At 65.3% G+C, this 20033-nt stretch carries 19 protein-coding genes; 13 read left to right on the top strand and 6 right to left on the bottom strand.

Translation table 11 applies throughout. The annotated features are described in order from the left end of the window. Nucleotides 1-6: 6 nt before the first annotated feature. A complete protein-coding gene (locus tag ASF71_RS18115) occupies nucleotides 7-945 on the bottom strand; it encodes a manganese-dependent inorganic pyrophosphatase (protein WP_056302626.1) in 939 nt (312 codons plus the stop codon). Nucleotides 946-1053: 108 nt separating this feature from the next. Continuing rightward, nucleotides 1054-4482: an S-layer homology domain-containing protein gene (locus tag ASF71_RS18120; protein ID WP_056302629.1), complete on the bottom strand. Its 3429-nt coding sequence runs from the start codon at nucleotides 4480-4482 to the stop codon at nucleotides 1054-1056. Between the two features lie 467 nt (nucleotides 4483-4949). Between ASF71_RS18120 and ASF71_RS18125 the strand changes: the two genes are divergently transcribed. The 6 genes from ASF71_RS18125 (at nucleotide 4950) to ASF71_RS18150 (ending at nucleotide 9299) form a co-directional block, all read left to right on the top strand. Continuing rightward, complete coding sequence (locus ASF71_RS18125) at nucleotides 4950-5594, top strand: response regulator transcription factor (RefSeq protein ID WP_056302631.1); 645 nt, start codon at nucleotides 4950-4952, stop codon at nucleotides 5592-5594. A gap of 51 nt (nucleotides 5595-5645) precedes the next feature. Next, nucleotides 5646-5873 carry a hypothetical protein gene (locus ASF71_RS18130; protein WP_056302632.1) on the top strand — a complete coding sequence of 76 codons (228 nt, stop codon included), beginning with the start codon at nucleotides 5646-5648 and terminating at the stop codon, nucleotides 5871-5873. Nucleotides 5874-6141: 268 nt separating this feature from the next. Next, nucleotides 6142-7026 (top strand): cytochrome c, encoded by an 885-nt coding sequence (locus ASF71_RS18135; RefSeq protein ID WP_056302634.1) that lies wholly within the window; start codon nucleotides 6142-6144, stop codon nucleotides 7024-7026. A 36-nt stretch (nucleotides 7027-7062) separates the two neighbouring features. Then, nucleotides 7063-7725 carry a ubiquinol-cytochrome c reductase iron-sulfur subunit gene (locus ASF71_RS18140; protein WP_056302637.1) on the top strand — a complete coding sequence of 221 codons (663 nt, stop codon included), beginning with the start codon at nucleotides 7063-7065 and terminating at the stop codon, nucleotides 7723-7725. Beyond that, entirely contained in the window at nucleotides 7722-9038 is a 1317-nt protein-coding gene (locus ASF71_RS18145; RefSeq protein ID WP_056302639.1) for a cytochrome bc complex cytochrome b subunit, read from the top strand. Before ASF71_RS18140 ends, ASF71_RS18145 begins: the two co-directional genes overlap by 4 nt. Before the next feature lie 69 nt (nucleotides 9039-9107). Continuing rightward, on the top strand, nucleotides 9108-9299 hold the full coding sequence (locus ASF71_RS18150; RefSeq protein WP_056303028.1) for a hypothetical protein: 192 nt from the start codon (nucleotides 9108-9110) through the stop codon (nucleotides 9297-9299). A 62-nt stretch (nucleotides 9300-9361) separates the two neighbouring features. Here ASF71_RS18150 and ASF71_RS18155 read toward each other — a convergent pair whose 3' ends face one another. After that, nucleotides 9362-9616 (bottom strand): hypothetical protein, encoded by a 255-nt coding sequence (locus tag ASF71_RS18155; protein ID WP_056303031.1) that lies wholly within the window; start codon nucleotides 9614-9616, stop codon nucleotides 9362-9364. A gap of 106 nt (nucleotides 9617-9722) precedes the next feature. On the opposite strand from ASF71_RS18155, the gene ASF71_RS18160 reads away from it, so the two are divergent. The 7 genes from ASF71_RS18160 (at nucleotide 9723) to ASF71_RS18190 (ending at nucleotide 16031) form a co-directional block, all read left to right on the top strand. Next, nucleotides 9723-10145, top strand: a complete 423-nt coding sequence (locus ASF71_RS18160) for an iron-sulfur cluster assembly accessory protein (protein WP_056302641.1) — start codon at nucleotides 9723-9725, stop codon at nucleotides 10143-10145. Between the two features lie 189 nt (nucleotides 10146-10334). Then, nucleotides 10335-12104, top strand: a complete 1770-nt coding sequence (locus tag ASF71_RS18165) for a peptide ABC transporter substrate-binding protein (protein WP_056302644.1) — start codon at nucleotides 10335-10337, stop codon at nucleotides 12102-12104. A gap of 149 nt (nucleotides 12105-12253) precedes the next feature. After that, a complete protein-coding gene (locus ASF71_RS18170; protein WP_056302646.1) occupies nucleotides 12254-13249 on the top strand; it encodes an ABC transporter permease in 996 nt (331 codons plus the stop codon). Between the two features lie 13 nt (nucleotides 13250-13262). After that, the gene (locus ASF71_RS18175) at nucleotides 13263-14192 is read left to right on the top strand and encodes an ABC transporter permease (protein WP_056302648.1); all 930 of its coding nucleotides are present in this window, start codon (nucleotides 13263-13265) and stop codon (nucleotides 14190-14192) included. An 85-nt stretch (nucleotides 14193-14277) separates the two neighbouring features. Beyond that, entirely contained in the window at nucleotides 14278-14790 is a 513-nt protein-coding gene (gene ruvC / locus ASF71_RS18180; protein WP_056303034.1) for a crossover junction endodeoxyribonuclease RuvC, read from the top strand. Between the two features lie 15 nt (nucleotides 14791-14805). Then, a complete protein-coding gene (locus ASF71_RS18185; protein WP_056302649.1) occupies nucleotides 14806-15465 on the top strand; it encodes a PrsW family intramembrane metalloprotease in 660 nt (219 codons plus the stop codon). After that, nucleotides 15462-16031, top strand: a complete 570-nt coding sequence (locus ASF71_RS18190) for a hypothetical protein (protein WP_056302651.1) — start codon at nucleotides 15462-15464, stop codon at nucleotides 16029-16031. Before ASF71_RS18185 ends, ASF71_RS18190 begins: the two co-directional genes overlap by 4 nt. 44 nt (nucleotides 16032-16075) lie before the next feature. Here ASF71_RS18190 and ASF71_RS18195 read toward each other — a convergent pair whose 3' ends face one another. The 3 genes from ASF71_RS18195 to ASF71_RS18205 all read right to left on the bottom strand — a co-directional run bounded on the left by ASF71_RS18195 (nucleotide 16076) and on the right by ASF71_RS18205 (nucleotide 19982). Next, nucleotides 16076-16744, bottom strand: coding sequence for a V-type ATP synthase subunit D (locus tag ASF71_RS18195; RefSeq protein WP_056302653.1), 669 nt, complete (start codon nucleotides 16742-16744; stop codon nucleotides 16076-16078). A gap of 74 nt (nucleotides 16745-16818) precedes the next feature. Continuing rightward, nucleotides 16819-18237, bottom strand: a complete 1419-nt coding sequence (locus ASF71_RS18200) for a V-type ATP synthase subunit B (protein WP_056302655.1) — start codon at nucleotides 18235-18237, stop codon at nucleotides 16819-16821. Beyond that, on the bottom strand, nucleotides 18234-19982 hold the full coding sequence (locus ASF71_RS18205; protein WP_056302657.1) for a V-type ATP synthase subunit A: 1749 nt from the start codon (nucleotides 19980-19982) through the stop codon (nucleotides 18234-18236). Before ASF71_RS18205 ends, ASF71_RS18200 begins: the two co-directional genes overlap by 4 nt. Nucleotides 19983-20033 lie beyond the last annotated feature (51 nt).

Raw genomic sequence — 20033 nt, forward strand, 5'->3', positions numbered from 1 at the left:
ACCGGCTCAGGCCTGCGGCGCGAAATACTCTTCCAGCACCGGGACGATCTGCTTCTTGCGGCTGATCCGGTTGCCCAGATCGGCCACTCGTTCCTGGACCACGACCCCGAAAGCCTCGCCCAACACCTTCTGCTCGGTGGCACTCAGCACCAGGGTGCGGTTGGTCTCATTGAGGATATCCACGACGCTCAGCAGCACGCCGCTCAGACCGTCCTGCGCCTTGGCCTGATCCATCGCCGCGAGGAGCTCGTTCTGACGCCCGAACACGTAGGCCGGGTTGGTCGTCTCGATCACGCCGATGCCCCAGGTCTGTTCCGGCTCACCAAAGGGAAAGACCTTGTAGTCCATCTTCAGTAGCGTGTCGGCCGGCGTGTCGCCCAGGTCGCTCTTGGCCGCGAACATGGCCAGCGCGAACCCGGCCACGTCATCCACACCGGCGATGGGAGCCAGAAATTCCACGGCCTGACGGTCGTCGGGCGTCGTGGTCGGGCTCCGGAAGTGCAGGGTATCGCTGAGAATAGCGCTCAGCATCAGCCGCGCGTCTGCCGGCTCCACGCTCATGCCTGCCTCGCGGTGCAGCTTGAGAATCAGGGTGGACGTGCAGCCCACAGGTTCGAAGCGCAGGTAGGCCGGGGCCGCCGTGGTCAGGTCACCGAGCTTATGGTGATCCACGACGCGCGTCACCTGATAGTCGGCCAGTTGCAGCGCCGACTGGGCACTCTCGTTATGGTCGACCAGCGCCACTTCACTGCCGGCCGCAAGCTCGGGCAGCAGTTCCGGGGCGTCCAGTCCCAGCTCGCGCAGGACGTAGGCCGTCTCGAAATTCAGTTCACCCAGGCGGTAGGCCTGCGCGGCGTGGCCCTGCCGGGTCAACAGGTGGGCATAGACCAGCGCACTGGCAATGGCGTCGGTATCGGGATTCAGGTGGCCGAACACAGCGATCATGGCCGAATTGTAGCGGCTTCACGGGTGCGGCCCTGCGCTCTCATCCAGGCAAAAACCCCCGCACGGGGCGGGGGCTTTGCGGAAAGTCGGTGTAGAGGCCGAGAAGGCTTAGAAGTTCACCTTGTAGGTGATCTTGAAGGTCTGGCCACGGGCCGGCTGGCCGTTGTTCAGGCCGCTGCCGATTTCGGTACCCGAAGCGTTGCGGCTGCTGAGGGTGTAGTTGCCGTACGAGAACACGAGGTCGTTGTAGGCACCTTCCACGTACACGCCGTTCAGGTTGATGCGGTTGCCGGCGGTGTCAGCGTCGCTGAAGTAGCCTTCCGTACCTGCACCGTCGTAGGGAGTGTACGCACGGTTGACGCCGCTGTAGCCGTCGTAACGCACGCCGATCTTGGTGTTGGGCAGCAGGAAGTCGTTCAGGACGATGCCCGCGCCGTACTTCACAGCGTTGGCGTTCAGAGCGGCGGTCGCCGCGCTGCTGTCGTTGTCGAACTGCGAGGTGTAGTAGCCCACCTGGCCGTTGATCTGGGGGCTGAAGGGGAGGCCCGTGAGGGGATCGGTGCGCACGATCAGGCCGATCGCGCCGCGGGTGCCTGCCGGACGGGCGTCGAGGCGCACGTTGGAGTTCGAGAACGAACCGGCCAGACGTACGTTGGCGGCGCCGACCTTGCGGTCGTAGCGGGCGTCACCGTAGAAGATGTTGCCGCTGAAGCTGCCGGTGGTCGAAGTTGCGTCGGTCGGCACATAGACGCGGCCATAACCAACGCGGAAGAACAGGTCCTTGACCAGGGCGTTCGCGTTGTTGCCCGCGTGGCCCGCTTCCACTCCGTAGGAGGTGAAGCACACGCCGGTACGGTTGGCATCGAGGTTGACAGCCGGGTTCAGCACGCCGCCCACGCCGTCGGTATCGCCGCTCACGCCGTTGACCGCCACCGAGGTCCCGAAGTTGCTTTCCGAGCAGGTCAGGCCAGCGCGGTAGCTGTTCGCGCCCACGCCCGGAGCGAAGCTCGAGGCCAGGTAGCCGCGGCCGAAGAGGCCACGGTCCGTGCTCGAACGGCGCATTCCGCCGGCCTGGTCGTCGACCGATACGTCGCGGTAGTACGCGCCGACGTAGAGGCCCAGGCCCGGCGTCACGTCCGCCTGGATGGCGTAACGGCGCGCGTAGACAGAGTCGGTGACCGTCGCGCCGAGCGCCACGTTGGTGCCGGCGTTGCGGTAGGTCTGGTAACGGTTGCTGTTGAGCTCACTGTAGGAGCCGCGCAGCGAGAAGATGCTGGCCGCCACCTTGGCCGAGGCGCCGCGCTCGACCATGAGGTTGGGGTCGGTGCTGGCCATCGAACCGTTGGCGCTCGTGCTGCTGTCGTAGTACCCGCCCACCGACACCGGACCCAGGGTCACGGCCGCCTTGACGCCGAAGCCCTTCTGGCCGACCAGGCCGTCGTTGGTGGTGCTGGCCGTCGTGGTGCGGCCGTACAGGTTCGAGAAGGGCGCGGTCACGCCGTTATCGGGGTTGTCCGCGTTGTTCTGGCGGGTGGAGCTGTAGTCACGGCGCGTGTCGTACCCGTACTCGCTGATGCCCGAGATCGCGGTGACGCCCGCTTCGATGCGGCGGTAGTTCAGGTCGTACAGCGACACGTTGAAGGTGTCGCTGCCCAGACGCGCGGCCGGCGTGTTCAGGTCGAACGTCAGATCGGTCTTGCGGGTCGCGGCGCGGGCGTAGAAGGCGCTCGCGGTGTAGGCGGCGCTGTTCACGGGCGTCACGCGGCTCGCGGTGTACTCGCTGTGCAGCTCGACCCCGAAGGCCTTGCCGTGCAGATCGGCGCCGTAGAGGGTCACGTCGCTGGGCACGGCGGCCACAGTCGCGGCGTTCTGGCCAGCGGCGGCGGCGGCCCCGAAGGCGTCGCGGCCTTCCTGCGCGTAGTACAGACCGGCGGTCAGCGTGCCGACCGGGGTGATCTGAGCGCGGACGCCGCGGTAGTACACGCCGTAGTCGCCGCTATTCACTGCGTTGTCACCGTCACGGCTGCCGTAGACGGTGGTGATCTTGGGCTTGATGGCGCCCAGGACCGGCAGGTTGCTGCCGTCGACGTTGACTACGAAGCCGTCGCCGCGGCCGTCGTAGTTGTTGTCGAAGGCGTAGTCGGCGAAGTAGAACTTCTGGTTGTGGCCCAGCGTCACGATGACGGGGTTGTTGCCCACGCTGAACTCGGTGGTCGCGTTCTTGAAGCGGAAGAACACGGGGCGGTACACGCTGCCGGCGGGGTCGATCAGGCTGCTGTCACGGGCACCGGGGTAGAAGGCGTCCACGGCGTCCGTTTCGGCGTCGCTGCACTCGCCGTCGCCGTTGGCGTCGTAGCACACGTCGTCAGGCAGACGGGTGGTCAGACCGAAGTTCAGGTCGATGCTGTTGATCGAGAGACGACCACCAGTGTTGAACAGGCTGCCGCCCGTCGCGCTGGTGACCTGGCCGAACTGGCCGCTGGTGTCGAAGCCCAGGCTGATGCCGATGTCGGTGCTGCCTTCCTGGTACACGGGGCCGGCGGCCGCCGCGAAGCCGTACAGGCCGTTGGCGCCCGCCACGATGGGCGAGCTGGTGTTGCCGAAATCACCGAAGTCACGGCGCTGGGCACCCGTGTCGCTGTCGACGCCGCCGCTGGTGAAGGCGTTGTTCGCGACGGTGCCGTCGGCGTTCAGGGGGAAGAGGCGGTCAATGTCGAAGTTGCGGTTGGCGCGGCTCACGCTGTAGCCCAGGGTCAGGCTGGGCTTGATGCTGAACGCGTTGCGCTCCAGCGCGGCGATACGGCCGGTCAGGCTGTTGTTGACCGTCTCGACGCGCGTTTCGACGACGCCCACGCGGCCCGCGAGGTTGTTGAAGTCGCTGCGCTGCACGAAGTCGGCCTGCGCGGATTCCACGGCGCTGACGCGGTCCTGGAGGTCCAGGATGTCCTGGTTCAGGAGGACGGTCAGGTCGTTCAGGGCGGCGATGCTGCTGGCGTTGTCGTCGACATCGGCACGCAGGGTGTCGTAGTCGTCGGCGCGCGAGGTCAGCTCGTCGATCTGGGCCTGGATGTTGGCCAGGGCAGTGGCGTCACCCTGAGCGGTGGCGACTTCCTCGATGCGGGCTTCCAGACGAGCGAAATCGTCCTTATTGACCGCGTTCTCTTCGAGGTCGCTGACACGCACACCCAGTGCGGCGAGGTCGGCGGCGAGTTCCTGGATCGCGTTCTGCAGCGCGGTCAGGTCCTCGGCGTTCAGGCCGGTGGTGGGGGTTTCGCCGCTGCGGATCTGGTCGAGCACGCGGGCGATGATGACGGAGGCTTCGTAGCGGGTCAGGTTCTGGGTACCGCGGAAGGTGCCATCGGGGTAGCCGAGGATGATGCCGCGGCTGACCAGACGGTCGATCGCGTCCTTGGCCCAGTGACCGGCGGGAACGTCGGTCAGGGCAGGAACCTGGGGCGCACTCGCCGGGGCGGCAGTCTGCGCGGCAGCGAGGCCGAACGACAGCGCGGCGGTGAGAGCAATCAGACTTTTCTTCATAGGGGACCCCCGTAAACGTCGCGCGTGAGCAGCACATCAGGCTCTAAAGGTGACGGTGGGGCGAGTTGCCGAGTTTCCTCTCCCAAAAGTAGATCGCCGTACCATGCTTTTTCGCCGCGCAACCTGCTTCTCCTCGGTCCTGGGACACTCGTAGAGGCAGATCAGGCGGATGATACAAGCATGAAGAACGCAGGGTCAACCCTGAGAGTCAGCTAAACCCCAGCTCCAGACGGGATTTCCAGCCGGTGAAAGGCTGTTTTTCAGGGGCGGAGCCGTCTAAAAAGATGAGAAGCCCTAAGTTCATGAGCTGGGTCTGACCAAAGTCACAATGCTTTCTGACCTCTCTGGGATTTATTGGAAGGGGAATGACCCCTCTGTCACAGTTGCCATGAACCCCATTTCCCAGTGTCCCGGTAGTGGCTGTTTACCCACCGACAGCCGCGGCAAAGGGCGATACAGTAGGTCTCATGATCCGTGTTCTTCTCGCTGATGACCACGCCCTGTTCCGCCAGGGCCTCCGCAGCCTGCTGGAATCCGAGGGTATGCGCGTCATCGGGGAGGCGGCCAACGGACGCGAGGCCATCCGCTACGCGGCCGACACCCACCCCGACGTGATCCTGATGGACATTCAGATGCCGGAACTCGACGGAGTCAAGGCCACGCAGAGCATCCTCGAGATCAGCCCGGAGGCCCGCGTCATCATGATCACGATGTACCGTCAGGACCGCTATGTGTTCGAGGCGGTCAAGGCGGGCGCGCGCGGCTACATCCTCAAGGACGCGGACGCCACGACGCTGATCGACGCGATCACGCGCGTGGCAGGTGGAGAGGCGCTGCTCGACGCCGACATGGCACAGAACGTCCTCGACGATTTCCGCGACAAGCGTGAGGAACTGCCCAGCGAAAAGCACGCCGACCTCAACGAGCGCGAAACGATGATCCTCAAGTTGCTCGCCCAGGGCTTCTCCAACCAGGACATCGCGCTGCGGCTCGACATCAGTGAAAAGACGGTACGTAACCGCCTCTCGGAAATCTTTACCAAGCTGCAACTCAACAACCGCACCCAGGCCGCCCTGTACGCCATCCGCGAGGGCATTGCCAACCTCGACTGAGTGCCCCGCACCCCCATGCCAAGAACTCCCTCTCCAAAAAAGGCGCCGCGCGTGCCGCAGTCCCGCCCAGCCGAGGAGACCTACCTTGCGGGCTGTGGCCGGACATGGACCGTACCCTCGGCCGAACCGGACCTCGCCTACACCGATCAGGCCTTTCCCGAATGCCAGACCTGTCCCCACCGGGTCGAACCCGAGGGCGGGCCACCCTTCTGCACACTGCGGCCCGTGGGCACGGCTCACCCTTTCGCGGCGCTCGCGGGCCTGAACTTGACCGACTGAACAGGGCCGCCTAGTCCGACCTCGGCCGCTGAATCTCAGGAGTGACGCCGCACATCCCCGACTCATACGGGGACATTTAACCGCTCGGTCAGGGCGCATACTTAGCGGGTCGAGGTCTGTCTGGAAAAAGGCGTCTGGACGGCCAGGGAAGCGCGAAAGGTGCGTGCTATGCTGACCGTATTACTGGGCCGCAGCTGCTTCCTTTTCCGGCACCGGAGCCGTTGCCGAAACGGGACATCAGGCCACTTCACACCGAGGGAGAAGGAAAGTGGAAAGAAACGACGCTGTCATGCCCTGGGTCGCCATCGTCTGCGCGGCCATCATGTGGATCATTCTGCTGTTTCTCTTTAACAAGGAAACGGCCCCCGAGCCGGTGGCGGTCGATCCGGCCGTCGTAGCGAGCATCAGCCAGGATTACCCCACGCTGGGCAAACAGGTCTTCGAGAAGGGTGTCGCCACCACGGGCGCCATCGCGTGCGCGGGATGCCACGGCCTTCAGGGCCAGGGCGGCGCGGGTCCCAAGCTCTCGGGCGACGAGAAACTGATCAAGGATCCCGTCTACATTCACACCATCGTCGAGAAGGGCAAGGGCGGTATGCCGGCCTTCGGCGACAAGCTCAGTGACCGCGAAATCTACGCCGTCGCCAACTACGTCCTGCACTCGTGGGGCAACAACATCCCCGAGCCGCTCACGCCCGCTCAGGTTGCCGAGGGCCAGAGCAAGGTCGACCCGGCCGTGCTGAAAAACCGCTCGCGGTTCGTGCCCGAGGACATCAAGCTGCCCGAAATCTTCCTGGCGACCTTCATCATGGTGCTGCTCTCCTACGGCCTGATCGGGCTGTACAGCGTGTGGGCCGAAGGCGTCGAGCTGCACCCCGGCATCCACAAGGTACGTGCCACCCCGGTCGCGATGCTCTCGATGGTCATCACCCTGATCCTCAGCCTCGTGTTCAGCGTGCTGTTCGTGCGCCAGATGATGGTGGATTACGCTGGCTGGGCCGCGCGCGAGCCCGTGATGCCCAACGTGACCGCCGAAGGCTTCTACGCCGCGATGATCGTGCTGACGCTGGCCGCCGCCGTGGGCCTCTACAAGAAGTTCTTCATGGACGGCGAGGTGCTGGTCGAGGACGCCAGCGGCGAATTCCCCTGGTAAGCCCAGGGCATCCCCCCGTGGGAAGAGGTTAGACGCATGACCCGTTACAAGAGAGAAGATCCCGAAATCACGCGCCGCAAGTTCATCAACACTGCCCTGGGGGCCACGGCCGCCATCGGTACGGTCAGTCTGGTGAGCGCGCTGGGAACCGCCAACCCGGTGTTCCGCCTGACCCGCGACAAGATGCCCCCCCTGAAGGGAGACATTCTGGTCCACGCCTCTGAGGACAAGGAAGGCCAACCCATCACGGTCGCGGAACTGGGCGAGAAGCTCGTGCGCGCCTGGCCCCAGGGCAAGGACGCCCAGGGTCAGCCCCTGATCCGCAAGGGTGACCCCAACAACGTGCTGGCCCTCTACAAGTTCCCCAAAGGCCAGATTACGGACCCGACCAACATGGACGCGACCATCGACGGCGAGATCGTGGCCTACAGCGATATCTGCACCCACGCCGGGTGCTCGGTCGGGGACAACGACCAGCAGGTGGGCGAGATGAAGTGCCCCTGTCACTCGGGGCAGTACGACCCCAAGCGCGCGTGCATGGTGACCGGTGGGCCACCCCCCCGCCGCCTGGCGCAGTTGCCGATTCGGCTGGAAGGCAGCACCCTCGTGGTCGTTGACTTCTTTCTGGAAAATCCGTACCCATTCAACGAATCGGAGTGGGAAGCCCGTAAGAAAGCCGTGGAGGATCAACTCGGATGAACCAGTGGCTGGAGGAACGTCTGCACATCTCGCGCCTGAACGACAAGTTCCTGCGCAAAGCCTTCCCCGTTCACCACAGTTTCTTTCTGGGTGAAATCACGCTGTTCAGCCTGGTCATCCTGATCCTGACCGGTGTCATCCTGGCCCTGGCGTACGAACCGAGCAACAGCCTGGTCACGAACTCGTTCGATCCCGGCACCGCGGCCAAGCCTAACCTGATTCCGGCGGCTTTCCACTCGGCCCTCAAGATCAATGCGATGCCCTTTGGGGACATGCTGCGCCGCATTCACCACTGGACGGCGAACATCATGGTGGCGGCCGCCGTCATTCACATGATGCGCATCTACTTCACGGGCGCATTCAAGAAGCCGCGCGAGATCAACTGGTGGATCGGTATGATGCTGCTGATCTTCTCGGCCCTGACCGCCGTGACCGGCTACATCCTGCCCTACGACAACTACGCCTATAACACCGTGAAAGTCGTGTACGGCATCGTGGCCTCGATTCCCTGGGTGGGCCAGTGGGTCGCGCAGGCGGCGTTCGCGGGGGCCTTCCCCGGTGAGGGCATCATCCCGCGCATCTACGGTTACCACATCATGCTGCTGCCGGCCATCTTGATCGCGCTGACCGCCGCGCACATGGTCATCATGATCAAGCAGAAGCACACGCAGCCGCAGTACGCCAAGCGCATCGCTTACAAGAAGATCGTTGGCGTGCCGCTCATGACCCAGCAGACCCCCATCATGCTGCTGCTGGCGCTGGTCTTCGCAGGCATCATCGTGCTGTTCAGCGCGTTCATCCCGGTGCACCCGGTCGAGTTCTTCGGACCACCCAGCACCACCCCGATCAACAACATCAAGCCCGACTGGTACCTGCTGTGGGTCTTCGGCCTGCTGGCCATCATCCCGAGCTTCGAAATCCACCTGTGGGGCGGGGCCATCGGGGCCGAGTTCGTGGGGGCCATCATCTTGCCCACCGTCGTGATCATCGCGATGTTCGCCGTACCGATGCTCGACCGGGCGCGTGACAGCCAGTACTACGCCGAAAACCCCACCAACCATCCGGTGCGTTTGGCGGCAGGCGTGGCGTTCATGGCGATGCTGCTCGTGATGTCGGTCGCGGGTTACAAGCCCGAACTCATCAGCGCCAACATCCTGACGACCGCCAACTCCAACATGATCCTCTGGATCCTGACCGTGGTTGTTCCCGCCGTGTGCTACTTCGGCGTCCTCGGCATCGTCCGCGGCATCCGCAGCCTGCGGGAAGCCGATGAGCGCGACCGCGCCCTGCACGCAGCGCACGCCGACGACTGAACGACACCTTCTCTCCTGCCCCGGCCTGTGCGCCGGGGTATTCGTTTGGGCACTGCTATGCTTGCCGCCATGGACGCCCTGGCCCTGCTCCTTGCCCGCGAGGCCCGCACGCTGAATCTGACAGCCCAGGATGAACCGCAGGACGCCGAAGCCCTTCAGACCCTGGCCTACCGGGTTCTGGAAGAACTGCACGCCCTGGGCCTGATCGAAGGCATTGAATCCCTGGACTGCTGGGCCGCCCCCAGACGGCCGCGGCACTGATTGATGCAATGACAAAACCCGTCCCGGTTCAAGTGACCGGGGCGGGCGAAGTCAGTACAGCCTCAGGCCTGAACGCGGGGCGCTCTAGGTATGGGAACCGCGCCGTCCTGAGCTTCCTGTTTGGCGCCGGCGGCGTACCCCACCTGGGCGCCGAACTGCCAAGCGAGGCGCACCATGAACTGAATGGCCTCCTCGTCATGGCGCTCAATAAGCAGGCGCAGGTGCTCAGGGAGACCGTCGGGCAAGGGCATGGTCGAGAGCTGCTCCCCATATTCCGCGCGGAGCTGCTCGAACCACTCGGCATATGGGTTCGTCATGGTGTCCATCCTAACAGCACCACACTCAAGGAATGTAAGCCGTGAGTGAACTTCACTTTGCTTTACAGGCACTTTTTTATTCACCGAATGGTGTTACGCTTCACGCATGACCGCGACCATCCCGGCCCAGACCGGCGGCGAATTGCCGGCGCACAACATCACCATCAGCGAATTCGGGGCCATGAAAGCCCTAGCGATCCTGTCTCAGAGCGGCAAGGAGAATGCCGGTGTCCGCGTGTTCATCAAGAGCGGCGGGTGCAGCGGTTACCAGTACGGTATGGCCATCGACGACCGCGAGCTCGACGGCGACACTATCGTCCACGACCGCGGAGTGAAGCTGCTCGTCGACCGCATGAGCCTGCCTCTGCTGCTGGGCAGCGAAGTGGATTTCGTCGAAAACATGATGGGCGGCGGATTTACCGTGCACAACCCCAACGCGACCTCTTCGTGCGGCTGTGGCCACTCCTTCCGGACCGACGGCTCGCAATCTCCTGACGGCGAGGGCAGCGGCGGGTGCAGCAGCCACTAGGCCTCAGCTCGACCTGAGCTGTTCTTTTTTCATCTTTTTATTTTCCGGCCGGAGCCTGTGCTGCTCCGGCTTTTTCCATGTCTGGGCTGCCCACCCCGCCAGACCGACGCTTGACATAGCTTTAGGGGGACTTAATACTGACCCATCGCCACAGATTAAGCGTTGTTGCTGTTGTTCCGGAGGTCTCCTATGAAGAAAGCCCTGGCATTGACCGCATTCCTGATCGGGACCGCCCTCGCGGGACCGGGTAACAACAGTCTCGTGATCGGCACTTCGCAGGAGCCGCCGAACATCTACGACCCTTGGAACACCAACAACCTCGCTATCACCACTGAAATCAACGGCTTCATGGCAGGGAGCCTGACCTATCTGGACAACGGCGGCAACGTGCTGGCCGACATGGCAACCCAGGTGCCCACCCTCGCCAACGGTGGCTACAAGGAAGTCAAGGACGGCAGCGGCAAGGTCGTGCGCAACAGCCTGACCTACACCATCCGCCCCGACGCCAAGTGGAGCGACGGCACGGCGATCACGGTGGACGACTTCGAGTTCTGGCTCAAGGTGCAGAACGATGAGCGCGTGCCGGTACCCGACCGCTATCCCTACGACGGCGCCAAGATCACGCGCGGGGCCAACAACCGCACCTTCACCATCACCTTCGATCCCCCCTACCTGTTCGCGCAGCAGGCCGGCGCGCCCGGTTCGGCTCCGTCCAAGAGCATGCAGGCAGCCTGGAATACCTTCGACACGGCCACCAAGGGCATGAAGCCCGGCGAGGCCCTGAACGACCAGTGGACCAGGTTCATCAGCAGCTTCACCACATCCAACAACCTGCCCAAGGTAGTCTCGGGACCGTTCAAGCCGACCGCGTGGCGCCCCGGCAACAGCCTGACCATGACGCGCAACACGAACTACTGGCGCAAGCCCTCGGGCGGCGAGAGCAAGTACGTGCAGACCGTCACCTACCGCTTCATCCCGAACACCAACACCCTCAAGGTGAACGTACTCTCGGGCCAGGTGGACGCACTGGCGACCGTCGGCCTGACCTTCGACCAGGCGCTCGACATGCAGAAGCGCCAGGGCAACAAATACACCACGTTCTTCGTGCCGGGCGCCGTGTGGGAACACATTGACGTGAACACGCGCGGCCAGCGCTCCAAGGACCTGGGCCTCGACGACGCCCGCGTGCGTCAGGCGCTGCTGCTCTCCATCAACCGTCCCGCGCTGGTGCAGGCGCTGTTCCAGGGGCGGCAGCCGGTGTCGAACACCTTCGTCAACCCCCTGTCGGCGGTCTACAACGCGGCCGTGACCACCTACAGCTTCGACGCCGCCCGTGCCAAGTCGCTGTTCGCGGCGGCAGGCTGGCGCCCCGGCAGTGACGGCGTCCTGGAAAAGGGCGGCAAGAAGATGATCCTGAACTTCGGGACCACTGCCGGGAACGCCGTGCGCGAGCGCGTGCAGCAGATCCTCCAGGCGCAGTGGAAGGCTGTAGGCGTACAGGTCAACATCCAGAACTACCCCGCCAGCGTGTTCTTCGGCCCCGACTTCCTAAGCAAGGGCGAGAGCGGCAAGTGGGACCTGGCGATGTACGCCTGGACCGCCAACCCGATCGTCGAGAGCGGCGACCTGTTCAAGGGCTCGGCCGTGCCCACCGCCGACAACGGTTACTCGGGCCAGAACAACTCGGGCTGGAACAACGCGCAGTACAACACGCTGCAAAAGGCCTCGGAGACGAACTTCAATGCGGCCTCGCGCAAGAGTCAGTTCGCGCAGATGCAGAACATCTGGGCGGCCAACCTGCCCGCGCTGCCCCTGTACTTCCGCAGCAACCCCTACACCCGCGTCAACGGACTGGTGAATTACGACTTCAGCGCCTACACGCTCTACCCGAGCTGGGATGCCTACCGCATCGGCTGGAGCAGCAAGGGCGCCGTCGAGGCCCACAAACAGGGTCAGTAACGCGCGCCCAGGCGGCTGCCCGGACCTGTCCGGTACCCGCCCGCCGTGGGGAGGAAGGCCACCGAAGGCTTCCTCCCCGCCCTGTATCTAGGCACTGAACCTCATATCGTCGCCCGACCGTTCCGTTCCAGGCAAGGAGAAGACCCCTTTTGGCTACCTACGCCCTGCGGCGCATCCTGCAACTGATCCCGCTGCTGCTGCTGATCAGTGTGGTGATCTACGGCCTGACCGCCCTGCAACCGGGGGATCCGGTCGACCAACTCGTGTTCGGCAACCCCCGCATCACCCCGGATGACATCGCCCGGCTGCGCGAGGCCTACGGCCTGAACGCGCCGTGGTACGAGCGCTACTGGACCTGGCTGCTGCACGCCCTGCGCGGCGATTTCGGCTACTCACGGGACTTCAGCATTCCGGCCACCCAGTTCATCTTTCAGCAGCGCCTGCCCAACACCCTGCTGCTGACGGTGCCGGCCCTGATCATCAGCACCCTAATCGCCATTCCGCTGGGCATTTACTCGGCGGTGCGGCAGTACAGCCTGCCCGACTACGTGCTGACCTTCCTGAGCTTCATCGCGTCGAGTGCGCCCGTGTTCTGGATCGGCGTGATGGCGCTGTACCTGTTTGCTGTATGGCTGCCGCAGGCCACCAACGGAGTCGTGTCGCTGCCGCCCGGCGGCCTGGGCAGCGGCATCGGCCCGGAGGACGGGCTGTGGGCCTACTGGCTCGACCGCCTGAAATACCTCATCATGCCGGTCGCCATCCTGTCGCTGCGCGAGATCGCGGGCACCCTGCGCTACATGCGCGCCAGCTTTCTGGAGGTTATCAACCAGGACTACGTGCGCACGGCCAAGGCCAAGGGTCTGCCCCACCGCAGCGTGATCTACAAGCACGCCCTGCGAAACTCGCTCATTCCCATCGTGACCATCCTGGGCCTCTCGATTCCGGGGCTCTTCGGCGGCGCGGTGCTGACCGAGACGGTGTTCTCGTGGCCGGGGATCGGACGCGCGCTCATTGACTCGCTCGTGTCCAAGGACTTCAACGTGGTCATGCTGTGCCTGCTCATGCTGGCCTTCCTGACCGTCGTCTTCCAGCTCATCACCGACCTGATGTACGGGGTAGTCGATCCCCGCATCCGCTACTCGTAAGGAGACGACCGCCATGACGACCACCGCTGCGGCGCCCGCCGCGCCCAAAAGCTACTCGACCCTCCAGATCGCCCTGCGCAAGCTGCGGCGCCACAAGGCCGCCATGATCAGCCTCGCGTTCATCGTGGTGATGGTGCTGGTTGCCGTCTTCGCGCCCCTCATCGCGCCGCACGACCCCAATACCCAGGATCTCGCCGGGGTCTACGGCCCGCCGAGCGCCAGCTTTCCGCTGGGGCAAGACGACCTGGGCCGCGACCTGCTCTCGCGCCTGATCTACGGCAGCCGCGTGAGCCTGATGGTGGGCTTCTCGGTCGCCCTCGCCAGCACCCTGGTCGGCACCCTGATGGGCCTGCTGGCCGGCTTTTTCGGCGGACGCACCGACAGCCTCATCAGCCGCTTCACCGAGTTCATGCTGTGCCTGCCCGACCTGCCGCTCCAGCTCGTGATCTCGGGGATCATCGCCAGCAGCGACAAGGCCTTTATCGTCAACCTGCGCGAGAACCTGGGGCCGTCGGCCAGCGTATTCATCATCATCACCATCTTCGTGGTGTTCGGCTGGATGGGCACGGCGCGGCTCGTGCGCGGCGAGGTGCTGCGCCTGCGCAACCTGGAATACGTGGACGCCGCCCGCGCGCTGGGGGCCAGCAACAACCGCGTGATGTGGCGCCACCTCGCCCCCAACCTGCTGGGCATCGTGGTGGTCAGCGCAACCTTCGCCGTCGGCGGAGCCATTCTGGGCGAGGCCGCGCTGAGCTTCCTGGGCTTCGGCATCCAGCCCCCGGTGTCCACCTGGGGCAACATGCTCAGCAACGCGCAGGAAGTCGTGCTGCAGTACCCCTGGCTGCCCTTTTACCCGGGGCTGGCGATCCTGTTCACGGTGCTGGCGTTCAACTTCCTCGGGGACGGCCTGCGCGACGCCTTCGACCCGCGCGCCCGGCACTAGCCCTCCCCCGCCGCACGAGCAGAGGCCGCCCCCCCGCGCGCCTCTGCTTTCTTTTCGTTTCCGGACTTGCTCTATGCTGCCAGGCATGATCGTACTCGGCATTGACCCCGGACTGGCGAATCTCGGCCTGGGCCTGGTCGAGGGAGACATTCGCAAGGCCAAACACCTGCACCACGTCTGCCTGACCACCCAGAGCGCCTGGGTCATGCCCCGGCGCCTGGCCTACCTGCACGAAGAAGTCACCCGGCTCCTGGGGGAATACCAACCCGACGCGGTGGCCATCGAGAACCAGATCCTGCGCCGGCAGGCCGACGTGGCCTTCAAGGTGGGGCAGGCCTTCGGAGTGGTGCAGCTCGCGTGCGCGCAGGCGGGCGTGCCGGTGCACAGCTACGGCCCCATGCAGGTCAAGCAGGCGGTGGTGGGCACGGGCCGCGCCGACAAGGAACAGGTGATCTACATGGTCAAGGCGACCCTGGGCGTGCGCGAACTGTTCAACAACCACGCCGCCGACGCCCTGGCGCTGGCCCTGACCCACCTCGCCCACGCTCCCCTGCAGGGCCGGGTGCTGGCAGGCGCCGCCGGACGCCCGCGCGCCTGAGCCCGGAGCGCGGCCATGCTGCCCTCCTTACTGCTGTCGGTCCTGATCACGCTGGGCTGGCTGTGGTTTTTCGTGCGGCGCGACCGCCACCCCGAACCGCCCCGGCTGCTGGCCCGGACCTTCGCCTGGGGGGCCTTCGCGTGGCTGGTCGCGGCCGCTTTCGAGGCGAGTCTGGGGGGCCTGCTGCGCAGCGCCCTGCCGGTGGCGATGGTGGCGGTCGCCCTGCTGACGGCCGTGATCGAGGAGAGCAGCAAGTTTCTGGCGGCCAGTACGGTCGTGGACGACGCGGCCTTCGACGAGCCGATGGACGGCCTGGTGTACGCCGTGACGGCCGCGCTGGGCTTCGCCTTCGTCGAGAACGTTACCTACGCACTCGAATACGGGCTGAACGCCGCCGCGTGGCACATCCTGCTGACCACGCTGGCCCACGCCCTGTTCAGTGCGCCGCAGGGCTACGCTCTGGGCGGGCGGCACTGGCGCACCGGCCGCTGGTGGGCGGCGCGCGGCCTGCTCCTGAGCGCCGCGCTGCACTTCGTGTTCAACGGGCTGTTAGGCGGTGGGGCAGGGTGGCCGGTCCTGCTGGCCCTGGCCGCGGTGGTCGCCCTGATGATGGTCCTGGCTGGGCGTTACTACCTGAGCTACGAGGCCCACGCCCGCGAGAAGGCGAGGGGATGACTCCCGCCTCCAGGTTGGCCCCCGCTGCGGAGGCGTTCGCTCTCCCCTTCTACGCGGCGCCGGAGCGGGCCTACCACAACGCCACGCATGTGCAGCAGGTCCTCGGCGCGCTGGAGGTCCGGGGGGTGCTAACTCTGCCCCTCGCCCTGGCCGGCTGGGGCCATGACCTCATCTACGACGCCCGCGCCAACGACAACGAGGCCCACAGCGCTGAGGTCTTCGGGGAGTGGCTGGCGGCGCAGGGCGCGGCCCCCACGCTGCGCGAACAGGTCGCCGCCCTCATCCTGGCGACGAGCCACACCGGCGTGCCCACCACGCGGGAACAGGCCCTGCTGGTGGACGCCGACCTGGGCATCCTGGGAGCCTCCGCAGAAGAGTTCGGCGCCTACGACCGGGCCATCCGGCGGGAGTACGGGCACGTCCCCTGGCCCCTGTACCGCGAGGGCCGCCACCGGGTGCTGGAAGGCTTTCTGGACCGGGCCACGCTGTACCACACGCCCGAATTTGCAGCGCTGGACGGCCCCGCACGGCTCAACCTGCGCCGGGCCATCGCGGAACTGCAATAAAAAACCGCCCCAGTGGGGGCGATTCCTGAGCACAGAAGGGGGATTCAGTCGGCAGCGCTGCCGTGATTGCCCGCCTGGGCATTCTGCTTCTCGTTGTCGGCTTCGAGCTTGGCCTTGATCTTCTTGAGCGTGAAGCTGGCCTCGCGCTCGCGCTGGTCCAGAACACCGCGGATGAAGCGGATGTCGTCCTGAATACCCGGGATCACGACCTGTTCCAGAGCGTTCACGCGCCGGGAGGTCTTCTTGATCTCCTCACCGATGCGCCGCAGCTTGGTCTCAGTGGCCGCGACCTTCACGATGGCTTCCAGCACGCCGCCGAAATCGGTGGCGGCCTGAATGGTCCGCGCGCCCACGTTGATGGGGCTGAAGTTGGCCTGCTGGTTCCGCTCTGGAATGCTGATCTTGGGCACCTTGACGCCGTAGAGGTTCTCGATCTGCATCTGAACCGCGTAGTCGCCGGTCCCGGCCAACGAGAGGCTCTCGACGGCTTCAGGGCTGTCCCAGGCTTTTGCGCCGAAGAGACTGGTGTAGGCGCCCTTGCTGACGCTGGCCAGTTCCTCACGGGCTGCGAGGGCGTCTTTGACCAGGGCGAAGAACTCGCCGATCAGGGCGTCGCGCTTGCGCTTGAGCAGGTCGGCGCCGCCGGAGGCCGTCTTGAGACTGGCCTTGCTGGCGAGGAGCGCGCTGCGGGTAGGGCTGATCTGTCCTGCCATATGTATTCACCTCCCCTGTCTGTGAAGCTTGCGGTGTATGGCCGGCGCACCGGGCGACGGGCCACACACGCTGTTCAGATGCTGGTGCTGCGGCCGCCCTTCCACATCTCGTCGACCTTCTGCCCGTAGAACTTGTCGATCGAGTCCTTGGACAGACGGGTGAGCTGGCTCTGCGGCAGCTTGCTGAGGATGCCCCAGGCGACCGTGAGGCTGTCGTCGATGCTGCGGTCCTGGTCGCCCTGGCCGATGAAGTAGGTCTCGAAATCGTCGGCAAACTTGAGGTACAGCTTGTCTGTGTCGGTCAGCGCGTCTTCACCCGTGATCGCCACGAGCTTACGCAGGTCCAGCCCGTTGGCGTAGGCCGCAAACAGCTGGTCCGACACGTTCTTGTGGTCGGCGCGGGTCTTGCCCTTGCCGATGCCGTTGCCCTGCAGACGCGAGAGGCTGGGCAGCGGGTTGATGGGCGGGAACACACCCTTGGAGTTCAGGGCGCGGTCCACGACGATTTGGCCTTCGGTAATGTAACCGGTCAGGTCGGGGATGGGGTGCGTGATGTCGTCGTCGGGCATCGAGAGGATCGGCACCTGCGTGACCGAGCCGGGCTTGCCCTGCACCACACCTGCGCGCTCGTACAGGCCCGCGAGATCGGTGTACATGTAGCCAGGGAAGCCGCGCCGACCGGGGATCTCTTCACGAGCACCGCCGATTTCACGCAGCGCCTCGCAGTAGTTCGTCAAGTCGGTGAGGATCACCAGGACGTGGTAGCCCTTCTCGAAGGCGAGGTACTCGGCCGTGGTGAGCGCCATGCGGGGGGTGAGCAGACGCTCGACCGCCGGATCGTCGGCCTTGTTCAGGAAGAGGACCGAACGGGCCAGAGCGCCCGTGCGCTCGAACTCCTGCGTGAAGAAGGACACTTCGCGCTGGGTCAGGCCCATCGCCGCGAAAACCACCGCGAAGTCGCCCTCGTGGCCGGGCACCTTCGCCTGACGCGCGATCTGGGCGGCCAGCTCGTTGTGCGGGAGGCCCGAGCCCGAGAAGATCGGGAGCTTCTGCCCACGGATCAGGCTGGTCTGCACGTCGATGGTGCTGATGCCAGTCTGAATGAACTCCTCGGGCTTGGCGCGCGCGGCGGGGTTCATCGGCTGGCCGTTGATCGAGAGGCGCTGCTCGGCGATCACAGCCGGCAGACCGTCGATGGGGCGGCCCAGGCCGTCGAAACGGCGGCCGATCATTTCCTTGCTCACGCCGAGGCGGGCCACGTCTTCGACGAGGCTCACCGAGGCGGTGGCAAGGTCCAGGCCACGGGTTTCCTCGAACACCTGGATCACGGCGTTCTGATCGGTCACGCTGATGACCTGCCCACCGCGGATCTTGCCGTTGCCGTCCTTAATGTTCACGATGGCGCCGTAGGCCAGGTCGCTGGCGGCGTTCACGAACAGCAGCGGCCCGGAGATGTACGCGACGTCGTTGTATTCCTTCTGGAGCAGGGTCACGCTTTCACCGCCTTAAAGGTCTGGTCGAGTTCGTCCATCACGCCCTCGCCGTAGGCCAGGAACTGGTCTTCGGGGGTGTAGCGCGCGCGGGCCAGCTTCTCGATGACCGGGTTCTGGATGATCTCGTCAATGGTCGCGCCGCTCTTGAGGGCCGTGTCGGCCTCGTCGTAGAACTTCAGGAACATCTTCATGAGACCGTAGTTCTTGGGCATGGAGGCCGAGGCGTCCACCGGGTCGAAGCCATTCTGCTGGAGGAAATCCTGGCGCAGCATGCGGCCCGTCTCGATGATGAGGCGCTCGTTGTCCTGCAGGGCGTCGGGGCCAACGAGCTGCACGACTTCCTGCAGCGAGGCTTCCTGCTGGAGGATGTTGCCGATGCGCTGGCGCAGTTCGGGGAAGTCCTGACCGACGTTCTCGCGGTACCACTTGTCGAGGATCGGCGTGAACAGGCTGTAGGAGCCGTTCCAGTTGATCGCCGGGAAGTGGCGGCGGCGCGCGAGGCCCGCGTCCAGACGCCAGAAGGCGCCCGTGATGCGCAGCGTGGCCTGCGTGACGGGTTCGGACATGTCGCCGCCGGCGGGCGACACCGCGCCGATCACACTGACCGCGCCGTCTTCGCCGGCCAGGGTCTTGACGGCCCCGGCACGCTCATAGAAGGCCGCGAGCTTGGCGCCCAGGTAGGGCGGGTAGCCTTCTTCGGCGGGCATTTCTTCGAGGCGCGAGGAGATTTCGCGCAGCGCCTCGGCCCAGCGGGAGGTGCTGTCGGCCATCAGCGAGACGCTGTAGCCCTGGTCGCGGAAGTACTCGGCCAGGGTCACGCCCGTGTACACCGAGGCTTCACGCGCGGCCACCGGCATATTCGAGGTGTTGGCGATCAGGATGGTGCGCTGCATCAGGGGGTTGCCGGTCTTGGGGTCTTCCAGTTCCGGGAACTCGACGAGCACGTCCGTCATCTCGTTGCCGCGCTCGCCGCAGCCCACGTACACCACGATGTCGGCGTTGCCGTACTTGGCGACCGACTGCTGCGTGACCGTCTTGCCCGAGCCGAAGGGACCGGGGATGGCCGCTGCGCCGCCCATGACCAGGGGAAACAGCACGTCCAGAATGCGCATCCCCGTGAGGAACGGCAGGCTGGGATCGAGCTTCTTCTGCACGGGGCGGGGCGCGCGCACGGGCCAGAAGTGGGCCAGGCGCAGTTCGCTGCCGTCTTCGAGACGGGCGATCGTCTCGTCGATGTTGTACTCGCCCGCAGGGGCGATCCAGCTGAGCTTGCCCGACTTCTCGGGGGGGGTCAGGATCTTATGGGTGAAGCTGAACTCCGGAACGGTACCCAGAATGCTGCTGCCCGTCACGCTGTCGCCGGCCGAAACGCTAGGCGTGAAGGCCCACTTCTTCTCGCGGTCGAGGGAGGAGACCTCGATACCGCGCGCGATGAAGTCGCCCGAGGCCTCACGGATCTTGTCCAGCGGACGCTGGATGCCGTCGTAGATGCCGTTGAGCATGCCCGGCCCGAGTTCGACCGAGAGGGGCAGGCCGGTGGTCTCGACGGGTTCGCCGACCGTGAGGCCGGACGTGTCTTCATACACCTGCACGAAGGCGGTGTTGCCGTCGAGGCGGATGATCTCGCCCACGAGGCGCTCGGTCCCCACGCGCACGATGTCGTACATCTTCGCGCCGTACATACCGTCGGCGATGACGGCGGGACCGGCGATGCTCTGCACGACGCCCTTTTGCTGTTGCGTCATTGAATGCTCCTTGGAAAGAGGTGGAGGCCGGGAAGTGAACGTGGAGAACCC

The sequence above is a fragment of the Deinococcus sp. Leaf326 genome, assembly GCF_001424185.1.
In the GTDB taxonomy this organism is placed as follows: domain Bacteria; phylum Deinococcota; class Deinococci; order Deinococcales; family Deinococcaceae; genus Deinococcus.

Bases quoted from the DNA above. Each gene is read 5' to 3' on its own strand.
- ASF71_RS18115 (WP_056302626.1), bottom strand. From the start codon at position 945: ATGATCGCTGTGTTCGGCCACCTGAATCCCGATACCGACGCCATTGCC.
- ASF71_RS18120 (WP_056302629.1), bottom strand. From the start codon at position 4,482: ATGAAGAAAAGTCTGATTGCTCTCACCGCCGCGCTGTCGTTCGGCCTC.
- ASF71_RS18125 (WP_056302631.1), top strand. From the start codon at position 4,950: ATGATCCGTGTTCTTCTCGCTGATGACCACGCCCTGTTCCGCCAGGGC.
- ASF71_RS18140 (WP_056302637.1), top strand. From the start codon at position 7,063: ATGACCCGTTACAAGAGAGAAGATCCCGAAATCACGCGCCGCAAGTTC.
- ASF71_RS18145 (WP_056302639.1), top strand. From the start codon at position 7,722: ATGAACCAGTGGCTGGAGGAACGTCTGCACATCTCGCGCCTGAACGAC.
- ASF71_RS18150 (WP_056303028.1), top strand. From the start codon at position 9,108: ATGGACGCCCTGGCCCTGCTCCTTGCCCGCGAGGCCCGCACGCTGAAT.
- ASF71_RS18155 (WP_056303031.1), bottom strand. From the start codon at position 9,616: ATGACGAACCCATATGCCGAGTGGTTCGAGCAGCTCCGCGCGGAATAT.
- ASF71_RS18160 (WP_056302641.1), top strand. From the start codon at position 9,723: ATGACCGCGACCATCCCGGCCCAGACCGGCGGCGAATTGCCGGCGCAC.
- ASF71_RS18165 (WP_056302644.1), top strand. From the start codon at position 10,335: ATGAAGAAAGCCCTGGCATTGACCGCATTCCTGATCGGGACCGCCCTC.
- ASF71_RS18175 (WP_056302648.1), top strand. From the start codon at position 13,263: ATGACGACCACCGCTGCGGCGCCCGCCGCGCCCAAAAGCTACTCGACC.
- ruvC (WP_056303034.1), top strand. From the start codon at position 14,278: ATGATCGTACTCGGCATTGACCCCGGACTGGCGAATCTCGGCCTGGGC.
- ASF71_RS18185 (WP_056302649.1), top strand. From the start codon at position 14,806: ATGCTGCCCTCCTTACTGCTGTCGGTCCTGATCACGCTGGGCTGGCTG.
- ASF71_RS18190 (WP_056302651.1), top strand. From the start codon at position 15,462: ATGACTCCCGCCTCCAGGTTGGCCCCCGCTGCGGAGGCGTTCGCTCTC.
- ASF71_RS18195 (WP_056302653.1), bottom strand. From the start codon at position 16,744: ATGGCAGGACAGATCAGCCCTACCCGCAGCGCGCTCCTCGCCAGCAAG.
- ASF71_RS18205 (WP_056302657.1), bottom strand. From the start codon at position 19,982: ATGACGCAACAGCAAAAGGGCGTCGTGCAGAGCATCGCCGGTCCCGCC.